This window comes from Flavobacterium sp. PLA-DH12, from assembly GCF_059511845.1.
Genome location: NZ_JCAMPD010000012.1, coordinates 1 through 23,452, shown reverse-complemented (window position 1 = coordinate 23,452; position 23,452 = coordinate 1). Strand labels below are relative to the sequence as shown.

At 34.6% G+C, this 23,452-nt stretch carries 15 protein-coding genes; 6 read left to right on the top strand and 9 right to left on the bottom strand.

Annotated elements, in window-relative coordinates; translation table 11 throughout:
• Window positions 1–6 precede the first annotated feature (6 nt).
• Both AC5ZCW_RS19830 and AC5ZCW_RS19825 read right to left on the bottom strand, forming a co-directional pair.
• On the bottom strand, window positions 7–5,694 hold the full coding sequence (locus AC5ZCW_RS19830) for an alpha-2-macroglobulin family protein (RefSeq protein ID WP_496121402.1): 5,688 nt from the start codon (window positions 5,692–5,694) through the stop codon (window positions 7–9).
• Between the two features lie 190 nt (window positions 5,695–5,884).
• Window positions 5,885–6,328, bottom strand: a complete 444-nt coding sequence (locus tag AC5ZCW_RS19825) for a nucleoside deaminase (RefSeq protein ID WP_198854603.1) — start codon at window positions 6,326–6,328, stop codon at window positions 5,885–5,887.
• Between the two features lie 63 nt (window positions 6,329–6,391).
• On the opposite strand from AC5ZCW_RS19825, the gene AC5ZCW_RS19820 reads away from it, so the two are divergent.
• Genes AC5ZCW_RS19820 through AC5ZCW_RS19810 form a run of 3 tightly spaced genes read left to right on the top strand, consistent with a single transcriptional unit; the run spans window position 6,392 to window position 9,901 of the window.
• Window positions 6,392–7,027 (top strand): hypothetical protein, encoded by a 636-nt coding sequence (locus tag AC5ZCW_RS19820; protein ID WP_496121401.1) that lies wholly within the window; start codon window positions 6,392–6,394, stop codon window positions 7,025–7,027.
• 52 nt (window positions 7,028–7,079) lie between these two features.
• Entirely contained in the window at window positions 7,080–8,867 is a 1,788-nt protein-coding gene (locus tag AC5ZCW_RS19815; protein WP_496121400.1) for a 1-deoxy-D-xylulose-5-phosphate synthase, read from the top strand.
• 32 nt (window positions 8,868–8,899) lie between these two features.
• Window positions 8,900–9,901 carry a DUF3078 domain-containing protein gene (locus AC5ZCW_RS19810; RefSeq protein WP_281634743.1) on the top strand — a complete coding sequence of 334 codons (1,002 nt, stop codon included), beginning with the start codon at window positions 8,900–8,902 and terminating at the stop codon, window positions 9,899–9,901.
• Between the two features lie 74 nt (window positions 9,902–9,975).
• Here the strand turns inward: AC5ZCW_RS19810 and AC5ZCW_RS19805 are convergent, their stop codons facing one another.
• Window positions 9,976–11,322 carry a deoxyguanosinetriphosphate triphosphohydrolase gene (locus AC5ZCW_RS19805; protein ID WP_496121399.1) on the bottom strand — a complete coding sequence of 449 codons (1,347 nt, stop codon included), beginning with the start codon at window positions 11,320–11,322 and terminating at the stop codon, window positions 9,976–9,978.
• 96 nt (window positions 11,323–11,418) lie between these two features.
• Window positions 11,419–11,880 carry an Lrp/AsnC family transcriptional regulator gene (locus AC5ZCW_RS19800; protein WP_201998764.1) on the bottom strand — a complete coding sequence of 154 codons (462 nt, stop codon included), beginning with the start codon at window positions 11,878–11,880 and terminating at the stop codon, window positions 11,419–11,421.
• A 157-nt stretch (window positions 11,881–12,037) separates the two neighbouring features.
• On the opposite strand from AC5ZCW_RS19800, the gene metE reads away from it, so the two are divergent.
• Window positions 12,038–14,359, top strand: coding sequence for a 5-methyltetrahydropteroyltriglutamate--homocysteine S-methyltransferase (gene metE, locus AC5ZCW_RS19795; protein WP_496121398.1), 2,322 nt, complete (start codon window positions 12,038–12,040; stop codon window positions 14,357–14,359).
• A 290-nt stretch (window positions 14,360–14,649) separates the two neighbouring features.
• Here the strand turns inward: metE and AC5ZCW_RS19790 are convergent, their stop codons facing one another.
• Window positions 14,650–15,231, bottom strand: coding sequence for an outer membrane beta-barrel protein (locus tag AC5ZCW_RS19790; protein ID WP_496121397.1), 582 nt, complete (start codon window positions 15,229–15,231; stop codon window positions 14,650–14,652).
• Window positions 15,232–15,424: 193 nt separating this feature from the next.
• Window positions 15,425–16,003 carry an outer membrane beta-barrel protein gene (locus AC5ZCW_RS19785; protein WP_496121395.1) on the bottom strand — a complete coding sequence of 193 codons (579 nt, stop codon included), beginning with the start codon at window positions 16,001–16,003 and terminating at the stop codon, window positions 15,425–15,427.
• A 149-nt stretch (window positions 16,004–16,152) separates the two neighbouring features.
• Here AC5ZCW_RS19785 and gldA point away from each other — a divergent pair, with 149 nt between their 5' ends.
• Complete coding sequence (gene gldA, locus AC5ZCW_RS19780; RefSeq protein WP_496121394.1) at window positions 16,153–17,049, top strand: gliding motility-associated ABC transporter ATP-binding subunit GldA; 897 nt, start codon at window positions 16,153–16,155, stop codon at window positions 17,047–17,049.
• A 343-nt stretch (window positions 17,050–17,392) separates the two neighbouring features.
• Window positions 17,393–19,513: a TonB-dependent receptor domain-containing protein gene (locus AC5ZCW_RS19775; RefSeq protein WP_496121392.1), complete on the top strand. Its 2,121-nt coding sequence runs from the start codon at window positions 17,393–17,395 to the stop codon at window positions 19,511–19,513.
• Window positions 19,514–19,603: 90 nt separating this feature from the next.
• Here AC5ZCW_RS19775 and AC5ZCW_RS19770 read toward each other — a convergent pair whose 3' ends face one another.
• The 3 genes from AC5ZCW_RS19770 to AC5ZCW_RS19760 all read right to left on the bottom strand — a co-directional run bounded on the left by AC5ZCW_RS19770 (window position 19,604) and on the right by AC5ZCW_RS19760 (window position 23,147).
• Window positions 19,604–21,004 carry a pyridoxal phosphate-dependent decarboxylase family protein gene (locus tag AC5ZCW_RS19770; protein ID WP_496121390.1) on the bottom strand — a complete coding sequence of 467 codons (1,401 nt, stop codon included), beginning with the start codon at window positions 21,002–21,004 and terminating at the stop codon, window positions 19,604–19,606.
• An 80-nt stretch (window positions 21,005–21,084) separates the two neighbouring features.
• Entirely contained in the window at window positions 21,085–22,308 is a 1,224-nt protein-coding gene (locus AC5ZCW_RS19765; protein WP_343544358.1) for a dicarboxylate/amino acid:cation symporter, read from the bottom strand.
• A 185-nt stretch (window positions 22,309–22,493) separates the two neighbouring features.
• Entirely contained in the window at window positions 22,494–23,147 is a 654-nt protein-coding gene (locus tag AC5ZCW_RS19760) for a class I SAM-dependent methyltransferase (RefSeq protein ID WP_496121389.1), read from the bottom strand.
• Between the last annotated feature and the right edge of the window lie 305 nt (window positions 23,148–23,452).

Sequence of the window (23,452 nt, the reverse complement as noted above, 5' to 3'; positions counted from 1 at the left end):
AAAAAATTACTTCACAACCTCAACCCAAAATCCTTTTGTTCGGGCTAGGAAAGTATTATCATACATTGCTTCGCATTGCAATCCAGGTAAATAATAGTTTCCTAAATACGACGCATTTAGCAGAATTCTGAAAACTTTGGTTTCTCTGGCCTTCATTCCGAAATAGAAATTAGTTCTGTCATCACGAATGTCAATATAATCTGCAATGTTATTTACAGCATCTCCGTAATCTGTAAAACGAGTATTTACAATTTCGAATCCTGAAGGCAGAATTTGTGATAACGCTACGTTTTGAACGCTTTCTCCTCTTTGGTTTTTAATCGTAACCTCTGCAACAAATTCAGTTCCCTGATTGATTCTTGAAACATTGATTACGCTTCCTTTTCTGTTTTTGAAAACTATAGAAGCCATAACATCACTTTGAACAGCATTTTCTTGTCCAATAGGCAATATTCCCGTGTTCAATACACGAACATAAACGGTATTTGCTTTATTGTTTTTCAGTGTAATACTATTTGTTCCAGAAGCCACAGACAAACTGCGATCTGCAACCGATTTACCAGTATTTATCGTCTCTCCTTTTCCGTTTTTACTAAACTGAATATTGATTCCTTTTGGTCCATTGCTCACAGCAAATTTCGACATTGCATACAAACAATAAGCCGTTGTCTGCGTACTCATCCATTGATTTGCAGACATTTCTTTGGCTAGTTTTGTAGCGGTTACAAATGCTTTTTGTTTCTGGTCTAATAAAAGCATGGTTTCAAGAGCCATTGCTCTGTTTCTTTCACTTGAACCATAATAGTAATAGCTGTATTCATCTGAACTTCCATCAATACTGGTTTTCAAGAACAAACTTTGCCCAGCTGATTTTTGTCCTGCTAAAACATAAGCTGCTGCCAAACGAAGCATACTTTCATTCGAAATGCCTTTAGTTTCACGTAATCTATTCATTGATGATAAATCGGCATTTCCAGCTAAAGCTAAAGTATACAAACGATACGCCTGAGCTAAATCATTTCCGTATTTCGGCTCAAAACGCCATTGTTTTGCTTCTTTTTGCTGATAACCTAACCATTTCGATTTGAAATTAATTGGTAACACATATCCTTTTTTCTCTGCTTCAATCAAGAAATGTCCAGCATAAGAAGTTCCCCAATCGTCTGCAATTGCATTTCCTTGCCAGTAAGGCATTCCTCCATTTGACAACTGGAAATTACCCAATCTTGCAATTCCTGCCGCAATGTTTTTCTGAATCAGATCTTTTCGTTTCGCATCAATATCGGCCACATCTCCCAAATACAATTGAGGAAAAACTGATGAAGTCGTTTGTTCTACACATCCATGCGGATACTGAATTAAGAATTGTAATCTTCCGTTCAAATTCATTGATGGCATAGACGAAACTTCCAATCTTGCTTTGTTGCTCCCTGCAATTCCAAACGTTTTCCATGAAATTGTCTTCGTACTATTTGGCGTTAAAACAACATCTGTAAAAGTACTCGTAACCCGATTTGGATTCGTCATATCGATCTCAACATCATAAGTTGATTTCTCGCTTCCAGATGTCGCAATTACTTGAACTTTTGCAATTCCAGTTGCGGATCCTACAACCAAATTAAAATAGGCCATTTTTTCATCAGGCTGTGCAAAATTTAGTTTTTGAACTGCACTTCCCATAACTTTCAATCCGTTGCTGGTTTTAACCTGAATTGTTACGTTTTTAATTTTATTTTCAGTTGCAAAAACAGTTACTGGCAATGTTACTTTTTCTGATGGCGAAATTTTTCTTGGTAACGAAGCTAATACCATTAACGGACTCTTAACCTGAGTTGCTTTTTCAACGCTTCCGTAAGCGCTTGTATTTGCATCTCCCGCTACAACCATTGTTCTAACAGAACCAATATATTTAGGGAGTTTTAATTCATGCGATTTTGTTTCTCCTTTTCCTAATTTAAATGGTCCATAATACAATACTACAGGTTTAAAACGGTTGGCTTTTTTAGCTTTTCCGCCTCCTAAATCCTGATCACCACCAATACTGAAAATCTGATTTATTTTTCCGCCATACGCACCAATTACATCATCGTAAACATCCCAAGTTTTTACACCTAAAGCTTCACGAACATAGAAACTATCCCATGCATTTGGTGTTTTAAAGCGAGTTAAATCCAAAAGACCTTCATCTACAACCGCAATTGTATACGTCATTTCTTTTCCTGATTTTTCGCCTACTTTTACTGTAAACGGCTGTTCTGGTCTTAAAACATCTGGCATATTAAGAGTTGGTGCCAAAATGGTGTTTTTATCTACCACTTCAATCGGCACAATTCCGTACATACGAATTGGCGAATCGTTTTTGGTAGAAGCGTGAGGCTGTAATAATGTAATATTAAAATATACGTTTGGTGCCATTGCTCCTGTAATTGGAACCTCCACTTTTGTTTCTCCGTTTTTAGTTTCAGCCCAAATAGTCTGCACAACTCTTGATCCGTTTTCGATAGAAATTAGTGCACGTCCGCCTTCACTTGAAGGGAAAGAAATCTGCGCTTTTTCTCCAACTGCGTAATTCTTTTTATCGGTAGAAAAAACTAACATATTGGCTGTAGAAGCATCTCTATTTCTTGTTTTTCCAGACCAGATTGGCCAGTCGATATTTACAGTCAAAGATGTTGCATGACCATCTTGCTGATCGGCAACACGAATTAAATAACGTCCCCATTCTTCATCTGTCAAAGCAAACTGAAAACTTCCTTTTCCGTTAGAATCGGTGTTGATTACAAAGGTTTTGTATGAAGTCGTTGCATTCGATGAGTTGTAATTTGATAAATTATCACTCGAAGAATCCCACCACCATCTCCAATCTACTTTGTAAACTCTTACTTCGAGATTACGAACTGATTTTGGTCTTCCGTTTTCATCAACAGTAACCACTTCAAAACGATTGTTTGTTCTCGTTTCAAGCATACTATACTTATTCAATTCTGGCGTTTTAACTCCAACGTATGTTTTGTACGGAGAATAAGTTGTTGACATTACATCTGTACTAAAATCTCCTCCTTCTTCATATACTTTTGTAATGAATGATGCACGCAACATTCCAGGTGCCTGACCTTGCAATCTTGGCTGAATATTTACTGAAGCCTTTCCGCTTTCATTTAATTTTCCAGAGAAAATATTGATTTCTTCTGTACTAAACTGACGCGCTAAATCATCAAAAGTATATTTTTCATATCCTTTGAAAGTTGTGGCTTGCTGAGAAAATTTCGCCTGCATTTCTACATTCAAATTCTTAGCAATTGCACCATGAAGCCATGTTACTTCTAGATTGTCTGTATTTGGATACGAAGCCGAAAGTGTTTTTCTGCTAAACGTATTCTTAATTTTTAAACGATTTGGCTTGATGGTTTCAATCTTAATGCTTTTATAGAATTTCGCTCCTCCAACGCTCACCATTGCTTCCCAGTTTCCTGTTGGCGCATCTTGGTTTGTTGGCACTATAAAAGCATAATGGTTTAAATCATTCGTTTTTTGAACGGTCTGATAAACTGTTTTACCATTCGGATCATTTAAACGGAATTTAATTGGATGTGATTTCGGAAGTTTATTCGCGGCATCGTTCAAAATAAATGACAGATACAGATTATCTCCCGGACGCCAAACACCTCTTTCTCCGTAAATAAATCCTTTTAAACCTTTTTGCAAAGTCTCTCCCGCAACATCAAAATTACTTACAGACAGTGAAAGTCCGTCATCTAATTTCACGTAAGTCGACTGATCTCCTAAAGTTACAATTGCAAAATAAGCGAATTTGTCCAATTGGAAAGATGCAATTCCTTCGCTACTTGTTGCTGCTGTTGCTATTTTTTGCTGTTGGAAATTGTATAAATCAACTCTTGCGTTTGAAACTGGCTCAGTTGTAACAATATTATTTACAGCAAACAAGTACGATTTATTTTCACCTCTTTTTGCAATAACACCTAAATCTGATGCTAAAATATTAGTCGCAATTCTGGCATTGTAGAAATAAGAACCTGTACAAGGATCCTCACTTTCTCTCCAATCATAATCATCATAGTAAGAGTAATCATCATAAGAGTTGCCACTGTAATTTACGTCGTTTTCATCAACTTCTTCTTCCTCCGTTTCATCGTTATTTCCTTCTGATGTTTCGCATTTATAAAGCGAGTATTTCTTTTTGTAGACAAATTCAACTCTGTAAATTGCTCCTGGTTCTGGTTTAATAATTTTAGATAAATCTAAAGCATACGTATTCCATTTTGCCAGATTTACAAGCGTGCTTTCTCTTAAATTTAAAGTGGTTTTGGCAATTGGCTGCGCTACTTTTTTGAGATTCTGTCCGCCATTTAATTCGTTGTATTGAAGAAATTGCAGAATGTTGTTTTTGTAAATTTTATACACCTTTACATCAACCGCACTCAGATTTACGGCCTCAAAATTCAGTTTTAAATTGTTTGAACTTGGCAGAATAGTTCCATTTTTAATAAAACGAACATTTGGTTTTATCTGATCAAAAGAGATTTTCTCGCTATAATTGTTTTCCAGTTTTTTACCATATTGGCTTTCTATTCCCTGAAAGACTTCTAGCAATAATTCTCCTGTAATAACTTGTTCTGGTTCCTCATCTGGCACATATTCTACAGCATCTTCTACAACAGCAGCAGCTGAGTCTACTGCTACTGCGGCCGAATCTACCATAACTGCAGCCGAATCTACAGCGACGGCAACTGGCTCTTGTGCAACAACTGTTACTGGCTCTGCTTTTTTAGGTGCATTTTGATTGGTAAAATATACTTTTAGTAAATTTCCTTGTGTAGAAAACTTCAAGTTATTGGTATTTTGAATTGAAACCAATCCAGCAAAGTCCTGACCTTTTTCTAATGGTTCAGAGAAATTAATTAAAACCTGCTGATTGTTTCCGTCTGGAACTTCAACTTTTATAACTTTAAATTCGTTGATACTCGTAATTGGAAAATCAATTTGACCTTTTTGTTCAATATCAAAATCATTTCCGTCGTAAATAATTTCTAGATTTGAAACTTCTGATTGACGCTGAATACTGTCAATTATAAAACGAAACTCTTTTGCAGGTCCGTTTGTTTTCTCAAACTTAATTTTAAGATTATTTCCATTATGCTTGGCTTCAACAAGTTTTTGAGCCGTTTCCAAATCAATATTATCTGCTGTTTTCAAAACACAGTTTAAATATTGATATTCTTTACTGTAAGATTGAATATCTCCAGTATTGATGGTAAAATCCTGTTTAACCGTTTTAACTGTAAAGTTGAATTTAGAAAGCTCTTTTTCTTTCTCTTTTGGAATGGCTGTCAGTTTATCTAAGTTTAAAGTAACCTGATATTCTGTTCCCATTTTGAGTTTTTTCTCTGGAATAAAAGCTAAAGTATTTGTTGAAAGCGCTATGACTTTTCCGTGAACACTTGGCGAAATATCAAACAAATCGTCATCTAATTCCTGATTAGGTTTCCAATCGTTTTTATCGAAAGCCAAAACTACACGAATATCAGAATCTGCAGAAACGATACCGCTAGTAAAACTAGTAATGTAGTCTTTGAATAATGAAAAATCGGAATTAAAATCGGCCGCTGATTTGCGCCCGCAGGATTGAAAAATAAAAAACACAAAAAATACGAGAAATAATCCTTTTGCCTTCACTTTTATCTAGAGTTATTGGTTAACAAATTGAGAATTTAATACGATTTAGCGCTAAAAGCCTTAACACCAAAATACAAATTAAATTACGATAAAAGTAAAATATTTTCCTCTTATTTTAAGAAGAAAATTCCGAAATAAAAATATTTAACTTTTGTTGAAGGATACAGACTACTGTAGAGATACTCAACGATTATTTACGTCTTTCCAAGAAAAAACGTTTCATTAAATCTGCAGCTTCATTTGCCATTACACCAGAAACAACAGTAGTTTTGGGATGCAATTTTGTTCCCATATTCAAAAATCCGCGCTGTTCGTCGCGTGCACCGAAAACAATCTTTGAAATCTGGCTCCAGTATAAAGCACCTGCACACATTTGGCAAGGTTCGAGCGTTACATAAAGTGTACAGTCTTTTAAATATTTTCCGCCCAGAAAGTTTGCCGCTGCGGTTATAGACTGCATTTCGGCATGAGCTGTAACATCATTTAATAATTCTGTCAAGTTATGACTTCTTGCAATTACTTTATCAGCCACAACAATTATAGCTCCAACAGGAATTTCGCCTTTTTCGTAAGCAATTTCTGCTTCCTGCAAAGCTTTTTTCATAAAATACTCGTCGGTGAAAGGATTTATCATACTTGCAAAAATAGGGTTTTAGAACTTATTTTTTATTACTTTTAAATCGTGATATATAGAATAATGGAAAGAAAACATAGAATAACTGTTCAAACAAACTACAAATTGATTCTGCCAATACTGTTTGCGGTTATAACTGTACTTTTTTTCGGCTGCCAAAACAAAGAAGATAAAAAATCGAAAATTGACAATTTTGAAGTTGTCACAGATACGACAGCAGTAAAATTACATTCTTTAGATACGACTATAAACAGAAAGACATTAGAACAAACACAATCGTCTGCGCTAAAAGTTGAACAAGTTGAATTAAAGAAAACTATACCAACAGTATCTGGAGAATCTACTAAGAATAAAATCTCTGAACAGAATACAGTAAAAAAAGATGATTCTTCATCAACTCTAAAACCCATCTCAAATACAAATGCTGAGTTCCCTGGCGGTATTGAACAATTTCATAACTTCTTCATGAAAGAATATAAAAAACCAGAAGACGTAAACTATTGGAAACTTAATTTCACTCTCGCATTTGCAGTAGAAAAAAACGGTTCAGTATCTTTTCTTGAATGTTCGCCAGCCGTTGAAGAACCACTACAAAAAGAAATTATCAGAGTTTTAAGTTTATGCCCTAAATGGCAGCCTGGAGAATCGAACGGAAAAAAAGTTAGAATGCAATATTCTGTGCCTATTTTATTGAAATAAGACTCCGCAAGAAAATTAAATTTAAAACCGTAAATTTGCTTTTTACCTTACAATGAAAAGCGATTTACTTTCCAACATATACAATCCTGCCGATTTGCGTCTTTTAAAAGAAGAACAGCTTACTCAAGTTGCTCAAGAACTTCGTCAGTTTATTATTGATATCGTTTCTGTAAAAGAAGGTCATTTAGGCGCAAGTTTAGGCGTTGTAGAACTCACCATTGCTTTACACTACGTTTTTAATACTCCAGATGATTTATTGGTTTGGGATGTTGGGCATCAGGCATACGGGCATAAAATATTGACCGAAAGAAGAGAAATTTTTCATACCAACAGACAGATCGGAGGAATTTCCGGATTTCCGAAAAGAAGCGAAAGTGTTTACGATACTTTTGGCGTTGGGCATTCTTCCACTTCTATTTCTGCCGCACTTGGAATGGCGATTGCTTCTAAACTACAAGGTGATTTCGACAAAGAACATATTGCCGTTATTGGAGACGCTTCTATTGCCAGCGGAATGGCTTTTGAAGGTTTAAATCATGCCGGAGTAACTGATGCCAATATTTTGGTGATTCTAAACGATAATGCCATCGGAATTGATCCGAGTGTTGGTGCTTTAAAAAAATACCTTACTACGGTTAAAAATGGCAAAAATCCACGCCAGAATAATATCATTAAATCTTTGAATTTTGATTACTCAGGACCAATAGACGGTCATGACCTTCCTAAATTAATCAAAGAATTAAATCGTCTTAAAAAGATAAAAGGTCCAAAATTCCTTCATATTGTAACTACAAAAGGAAAAGGATTGCAGCAGGCTGAGGAAAATCAGGTAAAATATCATGCGCCTGGAAAATTTGACGCTTCAACTGGAGAAATTCATTTAAAATCGGAAGAAAATCTTCCGCCTAAATATCAGGATGTTTTTGGCTTGACTATTTTAGATTTAGCCAAAAAGAATGAAAAAATAATAGGAATCACTCCTGCCATGCCATCTGGAAGTTCCTTAAAATTTATGATGGATGAATTCCCAGAACGCGCTTTTGATGTTGGAATTGCTGAGCAACACGCCGTAACGCTGGCAGCAGGAATGGCAACTCAGGGCATGATTGTATATTGCAACATTTACTCCACATTTTTGCAACGTGCCTACGATCAGGTAATTCATGATGTAGCTTTGCAAAATTTACCTGTAATTTTTTGTTTGGATCGTGCAGGTTTAGTTGGCGAAGATGGCGCAACGCATCATGGTGTTTTTGATATCGCGTATCTGAGATCAATTCCGAATATGGTTATTTATGCTCCGCTAAACGAAATTGAACTTCAAAATATTTTGTATACCGTTCAATTAGGAATAGAACATCCTATCGCAATTCGATATCCAAGAGGCCGAGGAGTCTTGCCAAATTGGGAAATAGAAAATTTCGGACATTACGAAAAAATAAACTGGGGCGAGGCAAAATGCCTGAAAGATGGTACGAAAGTTGCTGTGCTATCGGCCGGAACAATTGGAAATAATGTTATAGAAGCACTTAAAGAATCAATAAATTCTGAAGAGATTGCGCATTATAACTTTAGCTTTATTAAACCACTAGATTACAACACATTAAACTCTGTTTTTTCAACTTTCGAACGTATTATTACAATCGAAGAAGGGGTTAAAAATGGCGGTTTTGGAAGTGCAATTTTGGAGTTTGCAGCATCAAATAATTTTAGAAATTCTATTGAAATTATGGGTGTTCCTGACGAGTTTATCGAACATGGAACGGTAAACCAACTGCAACAATTGTGTAAAATTGACGTTAAAAGTTTAATAAATCTTTTTTCTAACGGTTCAAAATAATTATTTTGCGACACCAAAAAAAAAATTACCTAATGAAATTATTGCGTTCTACCCTTTTGCTATTATTGCTTTTGTGTACTTCTAATAACTTTGCCCAGATTATACAAACAACTTTAAGTCCGAATCAAGCACCTAAACCGCCATCCAACTGGAGCAGAAAGAATCAGGTTGGTTTTGACATTTCCGAAATTGCTTTTGTAAACTGGAGCGCGGGGGGAACAAGTTCTATTTCAGGATTATTTAAAGGTGAATTTGGAAGAACCTACACCAAGAAAAATCATAAATGGGTAAACGAGCTTATTGTAAAATATGGCTTAAATAAACAAGACGGAATTGAGTTAAGAAAAACAGACGACGCCTTTCAGTTTAACTCTACTTATGGTTTCAGAAAAGATACTGCTTCAGACTGGTACTACTCTTCTAAATTAAATTTCAACACACAATTTACAGATGGTTATAATTATCCAAACCGTGATGTTGCCATTTCTAAACCTTTCGCACCAGCTTATATCTTTCTAGGAGCCGGAGCAGAGAATTCAAACAAAGAAAAAAACAGAGTATTTTACTTCTCTCCTATTACATTAAAAACCACTTTAGTACTTGATCAATATCTTGCAGACCAAGGTTCTTTCGGGGTTAAAAAAGCGGTTTACGCACCAGACCCATTAGATCCTACTCAGCAAATATTGATTGAAAATGGCCAAAAGGTAAAAGCCGAATTTGGTATTCTTTTTACAGCTTATATGAAAAACGAAATCTATAAAAACGTTTTTTACGAAAACAGATTAAGTTTATATACCGATTACTTAAACAAATTCGGAAATGTCGATATTGATTATGATACGCGTCTTGATCTTGTTGTTAACGCTTATGTAAAAGCTAATATCGGTGTTCACTTAATTTATGATGATGATATTAAAACCAAAAAAGATGTTGTTGATCCAACTACAGGAACAACAACTCAGGTAAATGACGGGCCAAGAATGCAATTAAGACAAGTTCTAGGAGTTGGTCTGGTTTACGCTTTCAAATAAATAAAATAAGAATAATAAAAAATGCCTCTTTCGTTAATTTTGAAAGAGGCATTTTTTATTGTAGAAGAATCGATTTAACGCTTTTTCTGTCCTTGAATTGTTTCGTATAATTCAAGTGCGTTTCCGTCTGTAAGAAGCGAAACGTAGTGACAAATATGCAATAAACGTTCGTATAAATTAGTTTTATCTAAATGGTGTTTCTCTGGCAGCATTTTCAAAATCAATTTGTCATAATTTGAAGCCGTTCCTTCATATTTATTATTGAATGCTGTGATGAACTTATCCAATAATGTTTGAATGATTTGATAACCTACAATTTCTTTTTCTATCACTTCACGGCTTTGGTAGATTTTCTCAACACTCAGTTTAATGATATCATTCATCTGCGCTTTGTATTTGCTTTTGTCTGTTAAAGCATACGGAAAGTTTCCTGCAAGAATTGCTTCTTCATTTTCAACAAAGACATTTACAGCATCATTAATTAAAGTTCCGATAGCCAAAGCTCGTAAATAACTAATACGGTCTTCTTTTGTGGTTAATGATTTGTATTTAGAAACCCCAATATTGTCTTTTACGAGATTAATCAAATATTCTAAAGCAAAATCTTCAGATACCAAACCTAAATTAATTCCGTCTTCAAAGTCGATAATGGTGTAGCAAATATCATCTGCAGCCTCGACTAAATAAGCCAAAGGATGTCTTTCGAAACCAATATCTTCACCAGATTTATTGGCTATCATTCCCATGTCTTTGGCTACTTCCTCAAAAAATAATTTATCAGACTGAAAGAATCCATATTTTTTATCAGAAATTTTATTGGTTGGCTTTTTCGGAAGACTTTCTTTCGGGTATTTCATAAAAGCTCCTAAAGTTGCATACGAAATACGAAGTCCACCTTCAATTCCCGGACGGCTTGCTGTAAGAACTGAAAATCCGTTGGCATTTCCTTCAAAATCAATCAAATCCTGCCATTGTTTATCTGTAAGCTGATTTCTATATTTTTGTCCATTTCCGATAGAAAAATATTCTCCAATTGCTTTTTCACCAGAGTGCCCAAAAGGCGGATTTCCAATATCATGCGCCAACGAAGCTGCGGCTACAATCGCTCCAAAATCGTTCATGTGATAACCGTGAACTTCTTTCAGGTAAGGATATTTCTCAATGATTTTTTTTCCAACCAAACGCCCTAGCGAGCGCCCAACAACCGAAACTTCCAAACTGTGCGTTAAGCGTGTGTGAACGAAATCTGTTTTAGAAAGCGGAATAACCTGTGTTTTATCTTGTAAACTTCTAAAAGCTGCAGAAAAAATAATTCGATCATAATCTACTTCAAATCCCAAACGAGTATCATCTTGTTCTACACGTAATCTTTTGCTTGTATCGCCTTGACGTTTTAATGATAATAGCTGTTCCCAGTTCATTTGATTTTAGATTGATGATTAAAGATTTTAGATTGATGATCTAAATCTTGATTTAAGACTTCAAAAATACATTTTATTTTAGGATTTTCTTCTCCTTTAAAATTCTAAAGCAGTACTGTGCTTGATTTCTCCCATCACAAAAATACTATTGGTATTCCCGATATTCTCAATCGTAGACAATTTATTCATTACAAAATCCTGATAACTAGCCATGTCTTGCACCAAAATCTTGAGCATAAAATCGTAATCTCCAGCTATGTTATAACATTCTATAATTTCTGGAAGTGCCACAATATCTTTAACAAAATTGCTTCCAACATTTTTGGCGTGTTCTTTTAATCTCACATTACAAAAAACAGTCATCCCTCTGTTCATTTTCTGCTTGTCCAAAAGAGCAACATATTTAGTAATATAACCGTCTCTTTCCAATCTTTTAATTCTCTCATAAACGGGCGTAACGGTTAGAAATAATTTACTCGCAAGGTCTTTTGTATTGATATTGCAGTCTTCTTGAAGGTATTTCAAGATCAACAAATCGGTTTTGTCTAGATTTTCCATAGTTTTTTTTACTGCCAAAAGTTAATTTCAGACATCTATACAGAAAAATAATCTTTAAAATAGTATTTTAAAAACGCATTTTACTGAAATAAAGACCAAATATAAGTTATAAAAACCAAGAACGTAAATTTGTTCAGTAAAAAATACTGAATCAAAAATGAAAACAAACAACTTAGGTTATCCACGAATTGGAAGCAACAGAGAGCTCAAAAAAGCATCTGAATTGTATTGGGCGGAAAAAATTTCTGCTGACGAACTTATTGAAACAGGAAAAGAAATCCGTCTTAAAAACTGGAAATTACAAGCTGAAGCAGGAGTAGATTTAATTCCGTCTAATGATTTTTCTTTTTATGATCAGGTTTTAGACCTTACGTTGACTCTTGGAGCAATTCCTGCTCGTTATCACGAATTAGCAAAAAACAATTCGGCTCTGGATTTGTATTTTGCGATGGCAAGAGGATCTCAAAAGAACGGACAAGATGTTGTGGCGATGGAAATGACAAAATGGTTTGATACCAATTACCATTATATAGTTCCTGAATTCACAAAAAACCAAAAGTTCGAATTGTTTTCAGAAAAAATAATCAACGAGTTTAAAGAAGCAAATGTTCTAGGAATTAAGACAAAACCTGTTTTAATTGGACCCGTTTCTTATCTTTTGTTAGGAAAAGAAAAAGAAGAAGGCTTTAACCGAATTGATCTTCTTGATAATTTACTTCCTGTATACTTTGAAATTCTTGAAAAATTACAAGCAGAAAAGGCAGAATACATTCAGATTGACGAACCTTTCTTAGCTTTAAATTTAACCGATAAGGAAAGAAGTGCTTTCACGAAAGTGTATAACGAAATTAATACTCGTTTCCCAAAACTTAAAATCATTTTAGCAAACTATTTTGATTGTTTTGGAGAAAATCTAGAAACAGCTCTGGCTCTGCCAGTTGATACTTTGCATTTAGATTTAGTTCGCTGTCCGCTTCAGTTAGATGATATTTTAGAATCAGGGAAACTGGCTCCAAACGTAAATCTTTCTTTAGGAGTTGTTGACGGAAGAAACATCTGGAAAAATGATTTTAAAAAATCTTTAGAATTAATCAAAAGAGCCACTGATGCTTTAGGCAAAAATAGAATTTTAGTTGCGCCTTCTTGTTCATTAATTCATAGCCCGTGCGATTTAGATTTAGAAACAAACGATCAGACCTTAACTCCCGAAATCAAACAATGGCTGGCTTTTGCTAAGCAGAAAATCAACGAAATTGTACTTTTAAAACAATTTGCTTCAAATGAAGTGAACCTAGAAAACTCAGCCACTTATAAAGAAAATGTTCAGGCAAACGAAAACCGTAAAACTTCAAAATTAATTCATAATAATGAAGTTAAAGCTCGAGTAGCCGGAATCACAGCTTCAGACGACAAACGCAATAGCGCGTTTGCCATTAGAAGAAAAAGTCAGATTCAGGCTTTAAAACTGCCATTATTTCCAACTACAACAATTGGATCTTTCCCTCAAACAGCAGAAGTAAGAAGCTGGAGAGCGAGATTCAAAAAAGGAGAATTAACAGCTCAAGAATACAATGATTTAATCGAAAAAGAAACCGAAGCAACTATTCGTTTTCAGGAAGAGACTGGAATCGACGTTTTAGTCCATGGTGAGTTTGAGCGTAACGATATGGTTGAGTATTTCGGTGAGCAATTGGACGGATTCACTTTTACAAAAAACGGTTGGGTGCAGAGTTACGGAAGCCGTTGCGTGAAACCTCCTGTTATTTACGGCGATGTTTCAAGACCAAACCCAATGACTGTAAAATGGTCTCAATATGCACAATCTTTAACTTCAAAATGGGTAAAAGGAATGTTGACAGGACCTGTAACAATATTGCAATGGTCTTTTGTACGTAATGACCAGCCGCGTTCTGAAACTTGTACGCAAATCGCTTTGGCAATTCGCGATGAAGTTGTCGATTTAGAAAAAGCAGGAATCAAAATCATTCAAATCGATGAGCCAGCCATTCGTGAAGGTCTTCCGTTAAGAAAAGAAGAATGGGCAAAATATTTAGATTGGGCTGTAAAAGCATTCCGAATTTCTGCAAGTGGTGTAAACGACGATACTCAAATTCATACACACATGTGTTACAGCGAGTTCAACGACATCATCCAAAATATTGCCGATATGGATGCTGATGTAATCACAATCGAATGCTCACGTTCTCAAATGGAACTCTTAGATGCTTTTGCAAACTTTAAATATCCAAACGAAATTGGCCCTGGAGTTTATGACATTCACTCACCACGTGTTCCATCAAGTGCAGAAATGGTTCGTTTATTAGAAAAAGCTTCTGCTGTAATTCCTGTTGACCAGCTTTGGGTAAATCCAGATTGCGGTTTAAAAACCCGTCATTGGGATGAAACTAAAAAAGCTTTAATCGAAATGGTAAATGCAGCTCAGGAAATGAGAGCTGCAGTAGAAAATCCTGTTACTTAATAGTTTTACCTAGAATATATTTTTGTTTTTTATGCCAGCAAATGAGGCCGAATATTAGTTATGATTCGGTTCGGCTACATTTTGCTGGTATTATTTTTTAGAAGCAGAAAATTTTAGTTTTCAAAACAGCTTCTGTCCCGCTATACGCTATATCTTTTCCTGGCTAAAGAAGCCAGAAAAAGGATACCGCTTCTATCGGGGCTAAACCTCAAGTTTAATTTTCAGAAGAACTTTAGCAAAAAAAAGCGCCCCAATTGGAGCGCTTTTTCATGTTTAGCTAAAACTTAAACCTAGAAGTTTTTAGAAATTCCGATGTTTACTGTTTTTCCAAAATTGAAATTAAACTCCTTATTTTTTTGTCCTTCATTATCAAAACTCCAAGTTTGATAACCAATACCTCCAATACTAAAATTTAATCCAAAACCTTTTTTCATATTAATAAAAAGAGACGGAATAATAGCCGTGTAAAAACCATCTCCTTTGAATTCGTTCTCTGCGTCTACTGAAGTGACAGTTCTTTTTTGATTTTGAAAACCAGCACCTAAATCAGCAAATACCGAAAAAGTTTCAGTCAAAGGAACAGAATAACGTAAAAAAGCACCCGCTTTAAAATTATTTGCTTTTCCAGTCATTCTACCTTCAATTTCAGTTCTCGAAGAACCAATCGAGAATTCTCCTCCGACAGTCCAATTATCATGAAACTGGTAACCTACTTTAGGAGAAAAACCAAAATCACGGTATTTTTCATTTGATGTTAGAAAATCTCTATTTGAAGAAGTATAACCAATATTTCCTCCAACTAAAATTGTTCCCTTTTGGGCATTTGCAAAGCTAACCATAGCTAATGCAAGAATAAGTAGCATTTTTTTCATTTGTGATATTTATTAAGATTTCACATACAACAAACAATTAAAATACCAATACATAACTGTAGTTATTTTCTTAACGATTAATTAAAAACAACTCAACTTAAATAGCTTAGAAATTAAAATAACAACAAGAAATGGTTATAAAAAAAAGCGCTCCGTTTGGAGCGCTCTCTGAAATTGAATATAAAACTAAAGATTAGAAGTTTTTAGAAATTCCAATACTTGCTGTTTTACCAAAGTTGAAATTAAATTTGCTTACATCTGGACCGTTGTTGTCATAATTTAATGTTTCGTATCCTAAACCTCCAATGCTAAAGTTAAGACCAAAACCTTTTTTCATGTTAATGAAAAGAGCTGGAACTACACCAATGTACATTCCATCTCCTTTAGCTTTTGAGTAGTTTGCTCCGATGTAATCTTTTTCAGTTCTGTTTTGGAAACCAGCTCCTAAATCTGCGAATACTGAGAAAGTTTGGCTTAATGGCATAGTGTAACGAACGAATGCACCAAATCTAGAAGTATTAGTTTTGTATTCATTTACACCTTGATCATCTTTTGAAGAAGCAACTGTAAACTCACCTCCAACTGTCCAGTTTTCGTGAAATTGGTAACCTACTTTTGGAGAAAAAGCAAATTCGTTTGATTTTCTTTCAGCATTACCGTAATCTCTTGTTTCAGAAGAATAAGAGATGTTTCCACCAACTAATACTGTTCCTTTTTGTGCGTTTGCAAAACTGCAGATAGCTAAAGCAGCCATCACTAAAAATTTTTTCATGATTTGGGTTTTATTGTAATTTTAGCATTCCTTTAACAATAACGATGCCGTGAAATACTGGTGCTGCTGTTTTTTTTATAATCACTTTAGGAGACAAATTTTTAGCAATAGAGACTATTTCTGTTTACTTTTGTAACAAATAAAAAGTCATGTCGATAGAAGTAAACAGTATATCAAAAAGTTACGGAGAGCAAAAAGCTTTAAATGAAATTTCTTTTAAAATTGAGAAAGGGGAAATCGTGGGATTTCTTGGTCCTAACGGAGCTGGAAAATCTACTTTGATGAAAATTTTGACCACTTATTTACTTGCCGATAGTGGCTCAGCCCTTGTAAATGGTCACGATGTCATGACAAACGCAAAAGAAGTACAACGCTCAATTGGGTACTTGCCAGAGCACAATCCTTTGTATTTAGATTTGTATGTTCGTGAATATTTGGCATTTAATGCCGATGTTTATAAAGTCCCCAAATCAAGAATCGAAGAGGTAATTCAACTGACAGGACTGACACCAGAAAGCCATAAAAAGATTGGGCAGCTTTCTAAAGGATATCGCCAACGCGTTGGTTTGGCAAACGCTCTACTTCATGATCCAGAAGTCTTAATTTTAGATGAACCAACTACAGGACTGGATCCGAATCAGTTAATGGAAATTCGAAATGTGATTAAAAATGCGGGGAAAAATAAAACTGTTTTTTTATCTACACATATTATGCAGGAAGTGGAAGCAATTTGCGATCGTGTCATAATTATTGACAAAGGACAAATTGTTGCAGACAATAAATTAGATCATTTAGTTACTGCAGATAAAGAGCAAGTTATTGAAGTAGAGTTTGATTACAAAGTTGAAGAACAGCTTTTGGCTAAACTTGAAAACATCTCTTCTTACATTAATACGCATGACATGACATGGGAGTTGACTTTTGTTACAGATAAAGATATGCGCCCAGCTATTTTTGACTTTGCGAACGAAAATGGTTTAAAAACATTACAATTGAATCAGAAAAATAAAAATCTGGAAGCTGTTTTTAGAGAAATTACTAAGTAAGTTTTCAGTCGCAGTCACGGTTAACAGTTAGAAAAGCGGTTTGTTTTAAATAAAACAAACCGCTTTTTTTATTTATTCACTTCTTATAATCAAGAAATTACGTTAAAACTAGAAAAATTAATTCTATTTTTATTTAGACTTATTATAAATAGTTATATATTTGGCATATCAAATTTTAAATGCCACAGTATGTTACATATACTCCATATCCTTAAAAAACGCATTTCAGTTGTTTTAAATCAAGCGTTAAACCTTCAAAAAAAGTTTTCAGAAGAATTGGAACGAATTGTTCTTCAATAAATCTGATAAAAAACAAGATTAGAATCGGTCAAATTAAAACAGCATGAAAAAAATTATAACCTCCATGATGCTTGCTTTTTCGGTATATGGATATTCACAGACAGAAGAAAAAGAAACAGATAGTATTGTTGAAACAGCTATAAATGCTTTAGATGAAATCGTGATTACTAAAAAGAAAGTACTTTATACTCAAAAATCGGATCGTCTTGTTTTCAATGTAGAAAACAGCATCGTTTCTGAAGGCGGGACCGCGCTTGACGTCTTATCTCGTGCGCCAGGCGTTGTCGTGTCTCAGGATGGCGATTTGTCTATTCGCGGACAGCAAGGTGTTGCTGTAATGATAAACGGTAAACTGACACAGCTTTCTCAAAAAGAATTGGCGAATTATCTAAAGGCTACAACCTCTTCCAACATCAAACAAATTGAAGTAATTACCAATCCTTCTTCTAAATATGATGCAGCAGGAAAAGCGGGCATCATTAATATTATCCTCAAAAAACCAAATGCTTCGGGCTTAAAAGGCACTGCTTTTGCGAGTTATGGAAGAGGGCGAAAAAACAGAACCAATTCTGGCTTCAACTTAAATTATAATAAGGACAAGTGGGGCGTTTTCGGAAATTACAGCTATACTTTTAGAGGCGAAGAAGAACATAAAAAATTCGATCAGACTCAATATACAGATCTTACGCATCAGGAAATTATATCTAAAAACCACCAAACATCAATTACAGATGAACCTTTAACTTCTAATAATTTCAAGATCGGAACACAATATGAGGTTTCCCCTAAAACAAATTTGGAATTTTATGTAGATGCCAAAATCGGACGATATGAAAATATGGCTGATGGAACAAATACAGTATTTAATACTTCAAATCAGCCCATTTTTGATGCTTTGACTTATAACGATAGCAAAGAAAAATGGAATGATTATACGTATGCTTTTTCTGGAGTTCATAAATTTAATACAGAAGGAAAAAACATGTCTTTTGACTTTGAATACGAAACATCAAAGTTTAGATCGAACCAATTTCAAAGCGCAGATAATACAGCAAATGCTACTGTTGTAAATGACCGACGTGGTTACATCCCTTCTCAGTTAAAAGTTTTTACTGGAAAACTTGATTTTGTAAATCCATTCAAGGAAAAACAATCTATTGAATGGGGTTTCAAAGCCAGCATTAAAAATAATGATAATCCATCTGTTTACGAATACTATGAAAATAAGGAATGGCTTATCGATTTTAATTCGACCAATCATTTTGAATATAATGAACAGATTTACGCGGCTTACGCCAACTACAAATATCAGTTAGAAAAATTAAACATTCAAGCAGGTTTAAGAAGTGAATACACCGCAATCAATATTGATCAGAAAACATTGAATGAAGAACACAAAGATGATTATTTGAAATGGTTCCCGAGTCTTTCCTTAAAGTATGAATTCACGAGTAATCATTCTGCACATGCATCTTACAGTAAAAGAATTAATAGACCAAGCCAGTTTGATTTGAATCCATTTCGTTTTTATGATGACTCGTTCAACTATTCACAAGGAAATCCGAACTTGATTCCAGAGATTACTCATGCTATGGAAATTGGTTATGCATGGAAAAGCAATTTTATGGCTTCTCTTTATTTTAATAGCACCAAAGACGTTTTCACGGAAGTGTACAATTACAATCCTGACACTAACACCACTGTCACAACGCAAATAAATGTTGATAAATCATACAATTATGGGATCAATATTACCAATACGTCTGAGCTAAACAAATGGTGGTCTGTAAACACTTTATTCAATGTTTTTGAAAATAAATTTATGGGAGACATTTTAAACAGCAATACAATCGATCCTATGATGACTTTGAATGTAAGCGTGCAAAATTCTTTTGCTATAACTGAAACTCTGAAAGCGGAAGGAAATGCACAATATCAGTCCAAATCAAATCTTGGAATTTACCAGAGAGATAGCTTCTTTGATTTCAGCATTGGGATTTCAAAACAAATATTAGCCAAAAAAGGAAACATCAAACTCAATTTTACCGATGTTTTCAATACCAACAATTTTACTATTAAATCTGCAGTTGCTCAAACTACTATTGATAAAAGATATGAGTTAGATAATCGTATTGCGACAATTGCATTTACATACCGAATTTAAAATTTCGTTCTTTAAATACCTTGTTTTTTGTTTTTTTTGTGTTAGTCAAGAGCCTGTTCCTTCAAACAGGCTCTTCTACTTTTATAAAGTTTATAACTCTGAAAGGACTTCTCGCATTTCCTCAATTACAAGTTTGACATCATCTTCTGTAGTTCTCCAGTTAACAAAAGAAGCCCTGATTCCTTTTTTACCTTGATAAACCGTTGGTGTCATAAATACCTTTCCTGTATCATTCAAAACAGATAAAAACTGACTTACTTTTTCTTGATTGTGTTCTCCTTTGAGTGTAAAGCAGACATTATTTAAACGAATTGGTGCCAACAGCTCAAAATCATTTTCTATTAGAGCATTTCCAAAATGCAAAGCCAATGCTGTACTATTTTCGACAATATCTCTAAAGCCTTCTTTCCCATAAGCTTTAAGCGAAAACCATACAGGCAACGCACGCAAACGACGTGAATTTTCAGGAAGAACATTCAAGTAATTAAAATTCTCCAGCGGATTAGCTAAATATGGTGCATTAGAATTTTGGAATGTTTCAATCTGCAGATTTATATGGTCTTTTTTAACTAAATAAAAAGCACTTTCATAAGGTACATTGAGCCACTTATGACAATCGATCGTAATACTGTCTGCCCCTTCCCAACCTTTTACCAAATGATTATATTTATCTGAAACCGCTGCAAATCCACCGAAAGCGCCATCAATATGCCACCAGAAATTGTACTTTTCTTTTAATGCAGCAATTGCTTCAAAATCGTCAAAATCGGCAGTATTTACAGTTCCTGCACTAGAAATCAAGATGAAAGGTTTTCCTTCTAACTTCTTTATATTTTCTTCCAAATCAGCAATATCAAGAGCTTCACGATTTCCTTCGATTGTTTTTACAGTTGTATAATTTTGGCTTCCAATTCCTAAAAGCGATAAACATTTTATAGAAGAAGAATGCGGCGTTGCTGTTAGAATATTGACAGTTTCTGAAATTCCGTCTTTAGCGAAATCTTTCCCGAATTGCTTACCAAACCATTGTCTGGCAACACCAAGAGATGTAAAATTTGACATAGTAGCGCCAGTAACGAATCCGCCTAAAAATGAATCAGGAAGTTCTAACAATTGCAATAATAAATTGATGGTTTCAAACTCTATTAATGCCGATGCTCCTCCTTGTGCCTTTACAGCTTGAGTATTCTGATCATACACAGTCGCTAGCCAATCGCCTACAATAGACGCAGGTGTTGAGCCGCCAGTAACAAATCCCCAATATCTCGGCCCTGGCGAAGAAACCATCAATGGAGCTAATCTTTCATTAAACTCCTTCAAAGCTTCAATAGATCCTAAACCTAAATCGTTTAGCTCCGTTTTAGGATCTATTGAATAGGTATTAGACGTTGGAATATTTTCGATATTATTCAGAAAACCAATTCCGTGCTGTTTTGTTTTTTCTAAGATATTCTCAAAATCGTTGAGATCATGCTGTAATTTTGAATTCATAAGTTTGTTGTATTAGTTATGTCGCGCAGATTGCGCGGATAAGGAAGATTAATAAAAATTTTGATTGTTTTAAAGAACAGCTACCACTTCGTCTTTTCAGAGAATCTCGAAACCATCATAGAACAGATTACATCTCCATTGGCGTTTAATAACGTAGCAATTGGGTCAACCAATGTCCCCAAGATCATAGCCACTGGCAAAGCTTGCTCCATCGGAAAACCATAAACCGTAATGGCTAAAATTTCTCCAATATAACCTCCGTTTGGAATTCCTCCTTCGACAATTGAAACTACAACTGTAATCCCGAGTGCTAAAAGAATCGTCATCGGATCTGAAAAATCTTTACCAAACATGGCAAACAAAAAAGTTATTTTTAAGATGGACGACATACTCGATCCATCTTTATGCAAAGGTGCTCCAAGCGGAATTACCAAATTACGTACGTGAGCCGGAATTCCCATTTTTTCTGCTGCAGCTAAATTGGCTGGAATAGTCGCAATACTGCTACAAGTTCCTACTGCTGTTAATGACGGTGCTATATTATTACTCCAGAAAACTTTAAAAGCTCTTTTCCCGCCAGAGACAAAAGCATATAAGCTAAAGAACACAAAGAAATAGAAAACACAAGCTGCATAATAAACTGCCATCGGTTTTGCATAAACTCCCAACAATTGCGGTCCAAAAACGCCAACTTGATAAGCAAAATAAGCTCCTAAACCAATTGGTGCAAATTTCATTATGATGTTCAGAAGCTGTTTCATTACCTCGTTTCCTGAATCTAGAAAACTTTTGAAAGCATTTCCTTTTTCTCCTGACTGTAAAGTGGAAAAACCGACTAAAAAGGAGAAAATGATCAAGGCTAGCATGCTTTTTCGAGATAATAATTCAAAGAAATCATTTGCTGTAAGCAGTTTTGCAATCTGATCTCCTGCTGATCCTGATGCTACTTCTTCAAACGGAACTTTGGCAATAGCAATATCTTCATGAATTGGAAAAAGATAAACAGCGCAGATCATTACAATTGCTGATATCAAAATTGTCCCTAGAAAAACTAGAATCATGATGATAAACAGTTTCCCTAATTTCTCCGTTCTTTCCAGATTCGCTATCGAAGAACCAATTGTAAAAAAGATAAGGGGAATAATGGCTGTAAAAAGTAAGTTTAGAAAAATATCCCCAAGTGGTTTTATAATTAAAACTTTTTCTCCGAAAACCAATCCAAAAATACTTCCAGTTATAATTCCGCCAAGAAGCCATAAAATGCTGCTGTAACTCTGTAAAAAATTGATTTTCTTAACTTCCATAATGATACAAGGGTTTAGAATTCAGCAACCTTTATTTTTTAACACATAGAAACGTTCTCTTTGTCTATAAAGGCGTTTCACTTATTTAAAACAAACATAGCTATGTGTGAAAAATGTATTTTTCTTTTAATTCTTCTCAACTAAAATTAAGAAAAATCTATGTTTCTATGTGTTTAAAATTTCAACTACTTCTCCAGAACAATAGTTGTAAAAGCTCTATCAACCAAGTCGCCGGTTTTGCTTTTTACTTTTTCAGTCTGTGTTTCTGTATAGACGATTTTAAAATCTGATTTTTTGATCAACTCCTGCGCTTTTTCTGTACTATACAATTCAAATTCGAATTGCGTAAACGGCAGTTTTTTCATAAAATCTTCTTCTGCAAATGTCAAACAGAAATTTCCATTTGGTTTTAAAACTCTGTAAATCTCTGAAAGCAATTCTTCGGGTTTCTGCCAAAAATAGATTGTATTTACAGTAAATATTTTATCGAATAATCCATCCTCAAACGGAATTGTATTCCCATCATAAAGAGAAAAGAAAGCTTGTTTTTGAGAAACAAAATTTCGGTTGATCTGACGCGCTTCCTGAAACATCAGTTCCGACATTTCCAGTCCGTAGTATTTAATTTTTTCTGCTTGTTCGAATAGAAATTCTACGTGCCCAGCGTTTCCGTGACCTAATTCTAGAATTCTATTTTCTTTTGAAATATTCAGATTTTGAATCGAATGTTTGGTCATATTGATGTTCGTTTCGTTCATCATATTGGCCATTTCGATTCCTTTTTCTCCTGTTGGATGTTTTAATTGAGAGGCTATGGCTTGTAATTCTTCGTTTTTCATGATTCGAAAATTTAAACTTCTAAATTAAACAAAATCCTTCAGCAATTTGTTGTCACTTGGTGACAGATTCCAATCAACGCTTGTTTTGTCATTTCGACGAAGGAGAAATCTCCACGAGAAGCTCGACAAAGATTGGATTCTCGTTGCGGAGTTACTTGCTAAGATTTCTCCTTCGTCGAAATTGTAAAAGTCACTTATTTCGGTAACGGATTTATCATTTCAATTGGCTTTTTTCCATCAATTCCCTGATGTGGTCTTTCGTGATTATAGTAATATAAATATTGTAATAATTCTTCTTTTAGTTC